The following is a 12,080-nucleotide window of genomic DNA, read 5'->3' as shown; positions in this document are numbered from 1 at the left end:
CAAGTATTGTTGTATCCCTAATGTATACAGCAATCTTTTACTCTGCCCAGAGGTTGAGAACATTGTAGCAGATATAAACAATATTATATTTACATAACGAAATGCTAGATATATTAACAGTAAAGAAACTGACAACAGACATAAAAACTTTTTCTAATTTTTTTTACTCTGGAAAAACTTATGATCTGAATGACCTTCAATCATTACCTAATTTACCTGGTATTTATGTTGTAGCACTAAACAATAAAAAAGAATTGGAGGATTTTAGTCAAATTCTCTATATAGGAGTAGCAACCCAGCAAACTATTGAAAAGCGTTGGCAAAACCATCATAAAATAAGGGCTTTCAAATTTATTCAAGAGTTAATTCAAAAGTTAGTTGGCAATACTTCTGTAGTAATTTACACTAGTTCTTTTAATAACTTATCACACGATAATCTGAGAGCGCTAGAAGAAAAACTAATTTACGATTTAAAACCTCCCTTCAATGAAGTTATAAACTATCCTGTAAAATACTATTGGCTCCAATTTTCACAAACTCATGATAGATTGGCACGTACAATGAGAATTGTTGCTCAAGATGATGACTATATGACATTTTCGATGCCCCTAGATGTAGGTCTTGATTTGAAAGAATTAATAGTTTCATGTGATCTAAAGAAATTAATAGATTATGGGGATTATATGGAAAAATTATATGGACACAAAGATTAACATCATAATTATTCTCAGAAAATTAGTTCAAAATAATAATTTATAAAAAAAGGTAAGTTCACCTTTAATGAATTTAAACATAAACTAAAACAAAAAAGTTTTCTATAAATACCCCTAATGACATAAGTATTTTTTGATTAACTAAAAAAATTGCCCTGGGAATATCACACCCCCAAGGCAAATAAACTCTCTATATTCTTTTTTTACTTTGCGCCCTTTGCGGTTCGTTAAAGTTGCTTCACTTCCGAAACCAACTTCGCCACCATATCCTTAGCGCTACCAAAAAGCATCGTCGTTTTATCCTTGTAGAACAACTCATTATCTACACCGGCAAAACCCGTACTCATCCCGCGCTTAATCACAATCGTCTGCTTCGCCCGATCTACTTCCAAAATCGGCATACCATAAATCGGGCTATTTTTATCACTCCGCGCCGCCGGATTTACCACATCATTTGCCCCAATTATTAAAGCCACATCTGCTTGTTCAAACTGGGGATTAATATCATCCATGTCGTACAACTGGGTATAAGGCACATTTGCCTCCGCTAGTAACACATTCATGTGCCCCGGCATTCTTCCAGCAACGGGGTGAATGGCATACTTGACATCAACACCCATCCGTTCTAACTGATCTGATAATTCCCGGACGCTATGTTGCGCTTGGGCAACTGCCATACCATAACCAGGCACAATTACCACAGAACGGGCATAACCCAACATCATCGCCCCTTCTTCAGGATCAATGCTGCGGACGGTTTGATCGGTTGCACCACCACTAGCAGCAGCACCACCAGAACTAGAACCAGTACCAAAAGCGCTGAACAGCACACTAAATAAGGAGCGGTTCATCGCCTTACACATAATTTCGGTGAGGATTAAGCCAGATGCTCCTACCAAAGCACCAGCGATGATTAACATATTGTTCATCACCACGAATCCAGCCGCCGCCGCCGCCACACCTGACAACGAGTTCAACAGCGAGATTACTACTGGCATATCGCCGCCACCAATGGGGATGACGAACATCACGCCCAACACTAAAGAAACGCCAACCACTCCCAAGAATATTGGTAAGCTATCTGGTGTGATGATTAAGTAGGCACTACCTACTATATAAGCACCCAGAAGCAAGAGGTTAAATGGTTGCTGGAATGGAAATGTAATCGGAGAACCGCTAATTAAACCTTGCAATTTGGCAAAGGCGAGAAAGCTACCTGTGAAGGTAACACCACCGATTAACACGTCTAACAGCATGGAAATGTTCACATCTAGCGGTATCGGTTGCGAACTATCTAATAACCGCCAGAATTCGGCAACGGCTACTAATGCGGAAGCCGCACCGCCCAAACCGTTGAGTAAACCCACCATTTGGGGCATTTCGGTCATTTGGACTTTGTAGGCAACGATCGCACCAATTCCCGATCCAATGGCCAAGCCTAACAATATCATCTCGTAGTTCAACACGTGCTGATCGAGCATTGTTGCCACAATTGCCAGTAGCATCCCCACAGCCGCTACAATATTACCGTTCCTCGCTGTAGCAGGCGATCCCAGCTTTTTCAAGCCCAGAATGAATAACGATGCAGCGACTAAGTACGTCAGTTGAATGCCAGTTGGTAAAAAGTCGCTCACGCCTTAATCTCCTTCTTCTTGAACATTTGCAACATTCTATCTGTCACTAAAAAACCACCCACAACGTTGACTGTTGCCAATACCACAGCAATCAAACCGAGAATTACTGACACACTTGTATCTCTCGCACCAGCAGCAACTATTGCTCCCAGTACGGCAATGCCAGAAATCGCATTTGAGCCTGACATTAAAGGCGTGTGTAGAGTCGGTGGGATTTTGTTGATGACTTCAAAGCCAATAAAAGATGCCAAAACAAATACAAACAAAGCAGCAAGTAATGCCTCTGTCATGAAAATCAAAACTCCTTTTATAAGTGGGTATTGGGTACTGGGGATTGGGTATTGGTGTATTGGGTACTGAGAAAGTATTGCTAACTATCTATTTCCTAGTCCCCAGTCACTAGTCCCTAGTCCCTAATTCCCAGTCCCTAATTAACCGCCGGTTGTTGAGTATTCAAAGCTTGTAGTGCATCCCGCACTCGTTGATTGCGAATTTCACCAGCGTGGGTAACGCAAGCTGCATCAACGATGTCGTCGCTAAAGTCCACCTGCAAAGCTTTGTCTTTAATTAGCAGTTGAATTAACGATGTTACGTTCTTGGCATACAATTGGCTGGCGTGAATTGGCATCGATGATGGGAGATTGATGGGGCCGATAATTGTTACGCCATTCCATACAATATCTTTGCCGGGTTCGGTGCAGGCACAGTTACCACCCTGTTCAGCAGCCAAATCCACAATTACTGAACCTGGTTTCATTTGTGCCACCATTTCTTCTGTAACTAGCCGTGGTGCTTGTCTTCCAGGTACTTGGGCGGTAGTAATTACAACATCAGAATTTTTGACGTGTTCGGCGACAACTTCTTGGGTGCGTTGTTTGCTAGCCTCAGAAATTTCCTTGGCGTAACCACCTGCGGCGACGGTTTCTTCTTCTAATTTGACTTCAACAAATTTTGCGCCTAAGCTTTGCACTTCTTCTTTAACGGCGGGACGGATATCAAAGGCTTCTACCACTGCTCCCAAACGTCTAGCGGTGGCGATCGCTTGCAATCCGGCTACACCAGCGCCCATAATAAATACTTTCGCTGGAGCGATCGTACCTGCGGCTGTGGTTAACATCGGGAAATATTTCGGTAATGCAGCTGCCGCAATTAATACAGCCTTGTAACCTGCTAATGAAGCTTGTGAGGACAAAGCATCCATACTTTGCGCCCTAGTAGTACGGGGAATCATTTCCATACTCAAGGCTGTAATTTTCCGATTTGCTAGTTGCTGTGCTACAACAGGATTGCCTAAAGGATTGAGGAAACTGACTAATACAGCCCCTTCCTTTAACAAATCAACTTCTGAGCGTCCATCTTCTCGTTCTTGTGGTGGACTAACTTTTAAAAGAATATCTGTTTCGCCCCATAATTTGGCAGTATCACCGATTATTGTGGCTCCTGCGGCTTCATAATCAGAATCGCTGAAAAATGATCGCTCTCCTGCACCTGTTTCTACCCAAACTTCCGAACCTTGTTTTACCAATCGAGCAACGGTGTCAGGAATTAATGCCACACGACGTTCACAAACTTCAATTTCTTTAGCAACTGCTATTCTCATGAAATCTCCTGAAGATAAATACCTAATCTCTGCCAAGTAAGCGATTGTCTAGATGAGGGATATCCCGTATTTATAGTACTTAGGAAGGAACATCAGCCATGACTTTTACTTGTAGATTGATTGAACGTTGAAACTTTCCTCTCCCAATCTTAGCTATCCAGGCAAAGCCTGACTTTGCCGCTCGCAGATGTCATATTCTCAGATAGTTGCAAACAGGGTTACGTATTGCACATCCTAAATTGATTCCCAAATTTTGCATCTTTATCTTCAGCTTATTTTCGGGATTGAGAAATTTTGGTATTCCTTTCTTATAGAGTAATATTGACCCAATTTTGAAAGCTTTATAATTTCCAAATCAAATTTTAATGATTACGACTTTGATTCCAACTCATTTTAATCAATTTAGCCCAACTTAACTGGCGATCGCTGATTCAATACCTCAACTTTTATAACAAAATTCCCAAATTTAGATACACTTATACATATTTAGAAACATAATCCAATCGTAACTATGTTTCTATTTAGTTGAAAATTTGACCAACCTAGTTATCAAATCAGCATTCTGTAAGGGTCATAAAATAAATTGATTAAGTGTAAAATTTATAACTAAGCAATTTTGCTGTCCTCCAAACATCAGGTAGGATGGCACTTTTTATTCTTCCTGAACGTCAATTGTCAGGAAGTGAGTAGTAAACTTTAGTAACGAATACTAACACACGGTTATTTTAGATAACAGATTTATTTTTTGGTGAGGAAGCTCAATTATGCGACGTTTACTTTCCGCTTTAGCCGTGACTAGCTGTTTAGTGACTGGATTTCCAGCCCTGACTTGGGCACAAAGTTTACCTGGATTTACTCTATTTAGCGGCGTTAAAGCCGAAAATCAACTACCCTTTCGGTTAGATTTTGGTGGACAAGCCAATGGTTGGGATCGATATATATTAAGAATTCCAGCGAAAAGAATGAAATTGGCAGTTGGTCAATTTGCCATTACCTACCCTAATTATTACAAAGGAACTTTTGACCAGAAAAAAATTGAAGTCCGAGTCAAAGGCAAAGCTGTTCCCCTTTCTGAGGTTAAGTGGGACAAAGAAGGTAAATTGATTAATATTTATCCTCAAGAGCCAGTCCCAGCAGGTAGCGCAGTTGAGGTAGTCTTATCTAACGTGAAAAACCCATCTTTCGGCGGAGTTTACTACTTTAACTGTCAAGTGCTTTCTCCTGGCGATGTACCACTATTGCGCTACATGGGAACATGGATTTTGAGCATTAATTAAGAGTGTTGAGTAGTGAGTGCTGAGTGGTGAGTGGGTGTAATCAATGCCCGATTACCCATGCTAAAATTCCCAATTTTCCAAAAAAGTGATACAATTAGAGATTGTGAGTTTTTATAAAAATCACCTAAAAGGAGAAGGGTATGAAAAGAACACTGGGCGGTACTAGCCGTAAAAGAAAAAGAACCTCTGGCTTTCGCGCCAGAATGCGGACACCAGACGGTAGAAACGTGATTAGCGCTAGGAGAAAGAAGGGCCGTCATCGTTTGAGCGTTTAGGGCATATTGAGTTAAAAAGTATCTGTGGCTTTGCCTAAAGCAAATCGGCTAAAATCCCGCAAGGATTTTCAGGCAGTTTTCCGGGAAGGAATTCGGCGTAATGGCTCTTATTTAACATTGAGAGCCTTAAAGCCGTTGTTTTCAAGAAAACCTTCTTTGGACACTGCCACTAAAACTACACAACCAATTGACTTAAGAACTCTTGCCAGCACGCGGATTGGAATTTCCATAAGTACAAAAGTCAGCAAAAGGGCAGTGGTTCGCAACCGAATCAAACGGCAAATTACTTCTGCTTTATATAATTTGCTGCCCAAATTATCACCAGGATGGCGATTAGTGTTCATTGTCAAACCTACAGCAGCAGAATCTAAGTGCGTAAGCCCACAATTTCTGCAAGAATTAGAGCAGTTGTTGGCACAAGCTGAGGTGTTCGATGGGAATTCGTGAAGATGTTTATTATGAAGGTGGTCCTCATATTGGGGATTTAATTGTCAACCTGTTGATTGGGCTAACCATTGTTGGGATACCATTAACAGTCGGGGCAATTGTCAGAGCGTTGTGGCTGCGTTTCCGCATTACCGATCGCCGAGTTACGGTGAGCGGAGGTTGGCAGGGGCGCGATCGCACTGACATAATTTACTCAGAAATTGTCAAAGTCGTTACAATCCCCCGTGGCATTGGCTTGTGGGGAGATATGGTACTAACCTTAAAAAATGGCAGCCGTCTCGAATTGCGTGCAATTCCCAAATTCCGGGAAGTCTATGACTACATCAACGAAAGAATTGCTGCGAAAAATCCCGAATATAGCGCCACTGCTAATAAGTGATGAGCAGGGGAAGCAGAGGGGCAGGGGGCAGGGAGCAGGGGAAGAAAAACTATTGGTTATTTACCAATTCCCAATGCCCAATTCTCAATGCCCAATTCCCATTTAATTGTGCGGCTATCCGTAGCTAAGGGTAGTCGCACATAATTTATGATTTAGATAAATTAGATTCAGTCAGTTTACAGTACCTCAGGTTGAATTCAGAATAATGGATTTTGGTATCGGCTTTCTCTCGAACAACGTGATGCTGCCAATCATAGATTTCTTCTATGGTATTGTGCCTAGCTACGGATTGGCGATCGTTGCTTTGACATTGATAGTCCGCTTCGCGCTCTATCCCCTGAGTGCTGGCTCAATTCGCAATATGCGGAAGATGCGAATTGTACAACCTCTGATGCAGAAGCGGATGGCAGAAATTAAAGAGCGCTACAAGGATGAACCGCAAAAGCAGCAAGAGGAAATGGTCAATGTTCAAAAAGAATTTGGCAACCCCTTAGCAGGCTGTTTTCCATTACTAGTACAAATGCCGGTCTTATTAGCGTTGTTTGCCACCTTGCGGGGTTCGCCTTTTGCAAGTGCAAACTACAGCGTTAACCTGCAAATTCTTCCCGCAGAACAAATCGAGCAAATTCAACCGCAAGCCTTTGCTACTGCTCCCCAAAATATTTATGTTGCGGATGGAGAACACGTTAAAGTAGCTGCAATCCTTCCCAGTGGTAACAAACTAGCTGTGGGAGAACAAACTAAGATCCAATATCAGACTGTTGAGGGCAAACCCTTTCAGGTACTTTTAGCAGAACACCCAGAAAATAAGCTAGTTCCTGATTGGAAAGTCACCAAAGGGGAAGATCGGATAAAAATTGATGTAGATGGCAATGTAGAAGCCTTGCAACCAGGAGAAGTTAGCATTCAAGGAACAATCCCCGGATTAGCAGCAGAAAAAGGCTTTTTATTCATTGATGCTTTAGGCAGGGTTGGGGCACAAGATCCAGATGGTACAATCCACTGGGATATTGTCGCCATGATCGTCTTCTTTGGAATCAGCCTTTATGTTAGCCAAATGCTCTCTGGGCAAAATTCCAGTGGTGGCAATCCGCAGCAGGATACAGTTAACAAAATCACTCCAGTCATTTTTTCTGGTATGTTTTTGTTCTTCCCCCTACCAGCCGGGGTGCTGATGTATATGGTGATTGGTAATATTTTCCAAACCGCACAAACTTATATTCTTTCCCGCGAACCTCTACCAGAAGAACTACAAAAAATTGTAGAAACCCAGGAGAAAGAAGTAACAGTGACCGAACAAAAAGCATTGCCATTTGAACCGAAAAGTGCCAAGAAAAAGGCTACAGGGGGATCATGAGCAACATTTCGATGCAGCGAGGTCAGCAGTGGTTAAAAACCCTGCTGGAACTCACTGGAGTCCCTGCACAGATTCAGGGTCATTTAGAAACTACCCAATCTCAAGACGGCGATTCCCCAGAACCAGATAATTACTGGTTGACAATCGATCAAACTAATTTGACTACAGAACAAATTCAGGTATTAATTGGTACTGATGGTTCTGTGCTAGATGCGATTCAGTATCTAGCAAATTCGGTTTTAAACCTAAACCAACCTACAGAGGAACAAGCCTCTTATACCATTGAGTTAAATGGCTATCGGGTTAAAAGAGAAGCAGAAATTCGCGCATTAGCAGAAGCAGCAGCTGATGAAGTGCGCTTTTCTGGTAGAGAAGTGGAAATCAAATCTCTCAGTTCTGCTGAAAGGAGACAAATCCATACCTTCTTGAAGGAATTTGGAGATTTAGAAACCTTCAGTCGTGGCAAAGAACCGCATCGCCATTTGGTTGTACGACCAGCTTCGTTGGAATTAGAGAGACGCGATTAATCGCGTCTGTACAAGAGTTAGGAGAGACGCGATTAATCGCGTCTGTACAAGAGTTAAGGGTTAATTGAAAGCTCAATATAATTTCAAAATTTCTCTTGTTCCTAAAAGCTAAAATAAAGATGTAGTATCAGTATTATTACTGGTAATCACCATTAATTTTTCGTGAGGATGTCTCACAAATCCTATGGACGCAATTTATATTCCGCAGCTAACCAAAGCCCCGGAGCGGACAGAGGAAGTTCAGGTTAAGGAATTTCTGCCTGGTCTGGAAACGTTGACACCAGTTCGCGGTCATGTGCGCGTACAGCATCATGGCACTTACCTGGAAGTGTCCGCTCAGGCAGAAACAATTATTACTTGTACCTGCAACCGATGCTTACAGCAATACAATCGCCGCTTAGGTCTTGATACCAAAGAAATCATCTGGTTAGACGAAAATGCAAATCAAGCAAATGACTTGCCCTTAGAGCGGGAAGTAATTATGGAAGAGTTGCTTGAAAGCCTGCCACCTGATGGTTATTTTTATCCCAATGAATGGCTGTATGAGCAGATGTGCTTGGCAGTACCCCAGCGCCAATTGTGCGATCGCAATTGTCCAGGTATTCCTATAAGTAGTACAGTTGAGAATTCTGATATTCCTGAAACTCCAGTTGATAACCGTTGGGCTTCTCTGGAAGCTTTGAAAAAGCAACTTCCGGGATAGTATTTGATAATTCCGTCAGATAGAAGTCTGCACCTACACGAACTAAGCCTGTCTACACAGGCTTATTGTTTTCTTATTAAACATAATGGTAGTTATAAATGTTACTTTTCTTTAGAGTAAAGTTAAGGTAATGTTAAATTTTTCAAATTATTAAAAATAATATTTTGAATAGTTTTTGTTAAAAATAAATACATAAGTTCCAAAATTAAATTATGGCGTTTCCTGCTCTAGTGAGATACAAAAACCCCACCCCCAACCCCCTCCCCGCAAGCAAGGAGTGGGCTACGATGTACCTCATTTGATTAGGAAAAGTATATCTCAATAACCTAATAATTTAGATGCTGCTTACCACAATAGAGCGATCGCTCACCCTTGAAGAATATCTCACATAGAGCGATCGCACTGCCAACCACTATAAAGTGGTAAATGTTGGTTTTTAGTTGTTAGAGGCGATACAAACCTGAACAATGAGAGAAGAACTAATAACCACAGCTATATATGAACTTCCGTGAAGAGTTTAAACTGCTGCTACGTGCCCGCTATCCCTTAATTTATATTCCCACGTACGAGGAAGAACGGGTAGAAGCAGCTATCCGAGAAGAAGCAAGCAACCAGGGTAATCGCCCAGTATATACTTGGGATTTTGTCGATGGCTACCAAGGAAACCCCAATGATGTGGGGTTTGGGCGACGTAACCCCCTACAAGCTTTAGAATTTATCGAAAAATTACCAGCTTCTGCACCTGCGGTATTAATTCTCCGAGATTATCATCGCTTTTTAGATGATGTAGCGATCGCCCGCAAACTCCGCAATCTCTGCCGACTCCTCAAGTCGCAACCAAAAAATATTGTACTATTGTCGCCACGCATCGCCATCCCTGACGATTTAACCGAAGTTTTGACAGTCGTCGAGTTTCCCTTACCCGCCGCCGCAGAAATTAAAACTGAGGTAGAACGCTTACTACAAAGTACTGGTAACTCCCTTCCTGGCAAAGTTTTAGATGAGTTGGTGCTATCTTGTCAAGGGCTTTCGATGGAACGGATTCGCCGGGTTTTGGCAAGAGCGATCGCTACCCACGGAGAATTGCAGCCAGAAGACGTGGATCTGGTTTTGGAAGAAAAGCGCCAAACTATCCGCCAAACCCAAATCTTGGACTTCTACCCTGCTACTGAGCAAATTTCTGATATCGGCGGACTGGATAACTTGAAAGACTGGCTGATCCGTCGGGGAGGTTCATTTACCGATCGAGCGCGACAGTACGGATTACCGCACCCCCGTGGTTTAATGTTGGTGGGTATTCAGGGAACTGGTAAATCGTTAACGGCAAAAGCGATCGCTCATCACTGGCATTTACCCTTACTACGTCTGGATGTGGGCAGGTTATTTGGTGGCTTGGTGGGTGAATCAGAATCTCGGACTCGGCAAATGATCCAAGTAGCCGAAGCCCTCGCTCCCTGTATTTTGTGGATTGATGAAATAGATAAAGCCTTTGCTGGACTTGGTAGTAAAGGTGATGCCGGAACAGCCAGCCGTGTATTTGGTACTTTTATTACCTGGCTAGCCGAAAAAACCTCACCCGTGTTTGTCGTCGCCACCGCCAACGACATCCAAGCCTTACCGCCAGAAATGCTGCGTAAGGGGCGATTTGATGAAATTTTCTTTGTGGGATTGCCCACCCAAGAAGAGAGAAAAGCAATTTATGACGTTCATTTATCCCGATTGCGCCCTCATAACTTGAAAAGTTATGACATCGAAAGGTTAGCTTATGAAACGCCCGATTTTTCAGGAGCAGAGATTGAGCAAACTTTAATTGAAGCGATGCATATTGGATTTAGCCAAAACCGCGACTTTGCTACCGACGATATTTTAGAAGCGGCGAGTCAAATTATCCCCTTGGCGCGAACTGCTGTAGAGCAAATTCAGCAACTCCAAGAATGGGCGGCGGCGGGGAGAGCGCGTTTAGCATCGAAACACAATCCTTTAAGCGAACGCCTCCGGCGCACTACGTGAACCAAAAAAAATGTAGAGATGTAGCACTCCTAAGTCTCTACATTTTTTTTGACACTTGTCTCTTGGAGTGTTACTGCATCCGGACGTGACCAATTTGTATGATCTCCTGCTAATTAGACAATGTAAGCTATAACCTATGAAAATAAACCGTTTCGGTAGGGCAGAAATCCTCACCCCGACCAAATTAATCTCTTATTTAGCGAGGGCTTTGTCAACCCACGCGCTACGGCGTGCGATTACGCCATCGCGCTTTGTTTGGCGTATGCCTTTATGCTGCTTGCCAAATTAACGAAGCTTGCACATTGGCGGTGAAAGACGTGTTTGGCAGCAATGGTGTCAGGGTGTGTTAGTACTAAGTAGCGTCTAAGTATGTACCAAAATTATATTTAAAGTTATTTTCTAGTATTTATGTCTCAATCAGATCCGTCTTCAACACAGAACACTTTCAACATTTCAGGCAGTTCGATTACAAATCTAACTGGCTCTGGTTCCATTCATTACAACGAAGCAACTCTCAAACCAGAGAATCAAAATTCTCAAGCTCATCAACTAGACCCTAAATCAGATTTAACTAAAGCAGCGATGGTCAGAACCATCTTATTTTTAGCTGCTAATCCTCAAGGTACATCCCAACTTCGCTTACAGGAAGAGGAACGAGATATTGAGGATGGATTGCATAGAGCTAAACGTCGTGAGCAATTTCAACTACAGCAGAGATGGGCTGTACGTACCAGAGATATTCAACGAGCGATGCTAGATTTGAAACCCCAAATTGTCCATTTCTCTGGACATGGGGGAGGAGAAGAAGGTTTGGTACTAGAGGATGAACATGGAAACATTAAGTTTGTAGACACAGAGGCGTTGGCAGGATTATTTGAATTGTTTTGTGAAAATATGGAATGCGTGATTCTCAACGCTTGTTATAGTGAAGTTCAAGCAGAAGCGATCGCTCGTCACATTCCTTACGTAATCGGTATGAATCAAGCGATCGGCGATCGAGCCGCTATTGAGTTTGCGGTAGGATTTTATGATGCTTTAGGTGCAGGAGAGTCTGTTGAATTTGCCTACAAGTTTGGTTGTAGCAGTATCCGCATGGCTGGAATACCCGAACACTTAACACCCGTGCTGAAGAAGAAGTGATTAGTAGGTTTGCGTGTT

At 42.4% G+C, this 12,080-nt stretch carries 13 protein-coding genes; 10 read left to right on the top strand and 3 right to left on the bottom strand.

The features are described from left to right. Window positions 1–101 precede the first annotated feature (101 nt). Window positions 102–713 (top strand): hypothetical protein, encoded by a 612-nt coding sequence (locus RMZ41_RS20970; protein ID WP_322642662.1) that lies wholly within the window; start codon window positions 102–104, stop codon window positions 711–713. 227 nt (window positions 714–940) lie between these two features. Here RMZ41_RS20970 and RMZ41_RS20965 read toward each other — a convergent pair whose 3' ends face one another. The 3 genes from RMZ41_RS20965 to RMZ41_RS20955 all read right to left on the bottom strand — a co-directional run bounded on the left by RMZ41_RS20965 (window position 941) and on the right by RMZ41_RS20955 (window position 3,947). Further along, window positions 941–2,347, bottom strand: coding sequence for an NAD(P)(+) transhydrogenase (Re/Si-specific) subunit beta (locus RMZ41_RS20965; protein ID WP_322642663.1), 1,407 nt, complete (start codon window positions 2,345–2,347; stop codon window positions 941–943). Further along, window positions 2,344–2,637 carry an NAD(P) transhydrogenase subunit alpha gene (locus tag RMZ41_RS20960; RefSeq protein WP_100900811.1) on the bottom strand — a complete coding sequence of 98 codons (294 nt, stop codon included), beginning with the start codon at window positions 2,635–2,637 and terminating at the stop codon, window positions 2,344–2,346. Before RMZ41_RS20960 ends, RMZ41_RS20965 begins: the two co-directional genes overlap by 4 nt. Before the next feature lie 137 nt (window positions 2,638–2,774). Further along, entirely contained in the window at window positions 2,775–3,947 is a 1,173-nt protein-coding gene (locus RMZ41_RS20955) for a Re/Si-specific NAD(P)(+) transhydrogenase subunit alpha (RefSeq protein WP_322642664.1), read from the bottom strand. A 764-nt stretch (window positions 3,948–4,711) separates the two neighbouring features. On the opposite strand from RMZ41_RS20955, the gene RMZ41_RS20950 reads away from it, so the two are divergent. From RMZ41_RS20950 to RMZ41_RS20910, 9 genes are all read left to right on the top strand, one after another. Beyond that, entirely contained in the window at window positions 4,712–5,224 is a 513-nt protein-coding gene (locus RMZ41_RS20950; protein ID WP_322642665.1) for a DUF2808 domain-containing protein, read from the top strand. A 140-nt stretch (window positions 5,225–5,364) separates the two neighbouring features. Then, window positions 5,365–5,499, top strand: coding sequence for a 50S ribosomal protein L34 (rpmH, locus tag RMZ41_RS20945; protein WP_099102484.1), 135 nt, complete (start codon window positions 5,365–5,367; stop codon window positions 5,497–5,499). Between the two features lie 24 nt (window positions 5,500–5,523). After that, window positions 5,524–5,946, top strand: coding sequence for a ribonuclease P protein component (gene rnpA / locus RMZ41_RS20940; protein ID WP_322642666.1), 423 nt, complete (start codon window positions 5,524–5,526; stop codon window positions 5,944–5,946). After that, window positions 5,933–6,325, top strand: coding sequence for a PH domain-containing protein (locus RMZ41_RS20935; protein ID WP_174711260.1), 393 nt, complete (start codon window positions 5,933–5,935; stop codon window positions 6,323–6,325). Before rnpA ends, RMZ41_RS20935 begins: the two co-directional genes overlap by 14 nt. Before the next feature lie 205 nt (window positions 6,326–6,530). Further along, on the top strand, window positions 6,531–7,682 hold the full coding sequence (yidC, locus tag RMZ41_RS20930; protein WP_322642667.1) for a membrane protein insertase YidC: 1,152 nt from the start codon (window positions 6,531–6,533) through the stop codon (window positions 7,680–7,682). After that, entirely contained in the window at window positions 7,679–8,209 is a 531-nt protein-coding gene (locus RMZ41_RS20925) for a protein jag (protein ID WP_322642668.1), read from the top strand. Before yidC ends, RMZ41_RS20925 begins: the two co-directional genes overlap by 4 nt. A 184-nt stretch (window positions 8,210–8,393) precedes the next feature. Beyond that, complete coding sequence (locus RMZ41_RS20920; RefSeq protein WP_322642669.1) at window positions 8,394–8,912, top strand: YceD family protein; 519 nt, start codon at window positions 8,394–8,396, stop codon at window positions 8,910–8,912. 498 nt (window positions 8,913–9,410) lie between these two features. After that, complete coding sequence (locus RMZ41_RS20915; RefSeq protein ID WP_322642670.1) at window positions 9,411–10,922, top strand: AAA family ATPase; 1,512 nt, start codon at window positions 9,411–9,413, stop codon at window positions 10,920–10,922. 408 nt (window positions 10,923–11,330) lie between these two features. Then, entirely contained in the window at window positions 11,331–12,062 is a 732-nt protein-coding gene (locus tag RMZ41_RS20910) for a CHAT domain-containing protein (RefSeq protein WP_322642671.1), read from the top strand. The last annotated feature ends 18 nt before the right edge of the window (window positions 12,063–12,080 follow it).

The organism is Nostoc sp. DedVER02 (assembly GCF_034530675.2).
Classification (GTDB): domain Bacteria; phylum Cyanobacteriota; class Cyanobacteriia; order Cyanobacteriales; family Nostocaceae; genus Nostoc.
The sequence above is the reverse complement of the archived record's forward strand: the minus strand, read 5'-3'. Positions and strand labels throughout refer to the sequence as shown.

Coding starts and splice junctions, on each gene's coding strand:
- yidC (WP_322642667.1), top strand. CDS start 6,531: ATGGATTTTGGTATCGGCTTTCTCTCGAACAACGTGATGCTGCCAATC.
- RMZ41_RS20970 (WP_322642662.1), top strand. CDS start 102: ATGCTAGATATATTAACAGTAAAGAAACTGACAACAGACATAAAAACT.
- RMZ41_RS20950 (WP_322642665.1), top strand. CDS start 4,712: ATGCGACGTTTACTTTCCGCTTTAGCCGTGACTAGCTGTTTAGTGACT.
- RMZ41_RS20955 (WP_322642664.1), bottom strand. CDS start 3,947: ATGAGAATAGCAGTTGCTAAAGAAATTGAAGTTTGTGAACGTCGTGTG.
- RMZ41_RS20910 (WP_322642671.1), top strand. CDS start 11,331: ATGTCTCAATCAGATCCGTCTTCAACACAGAACACTTTCAACATTTCA.
- RMZ41_RS20920 (WP_322642669.1), top strand. CDS start 8,394: ATGGACGCAATTTATATTCCGCAGCTAACCAAAGCCCCGGAGCGGACA.
- rpmH (WP_099102484.1), top strand. CDS start 5,365: ATGAAAAGAACACTGGGCGGTACTAGCCGTAAAAGAAAAAGAACCTCT.
- RMZ41_RS20935 (WP_174711260.1), top strand. CDS start 5,933: ATGGGAATTCGTGAAGATGTTTATTATGAAGGTGGTCCTCATATTGGG.
- RMZ41_RS20925 (WP_322642668.1), top strand. CDS start 7,679: ATGAGCAACATTTCGATGCAGCGAGGTCAGCAGTGGTTAAAAACCCTG.
- RMZ41_RS20960 (WP_100900811.1), bottom strand. CDS start 2,637: ATGACAGAGGCATTACTTGCTGCTTTGTTTGTATTTGTTTTGGCATCT.
- RMZ41_RS20915 (WP_322642670.1), top strand. CDS start 9,411: ATGAACTTCCGTGAAGAGTTTAAACTGCTGCTACGTGCCCGCTATCCC.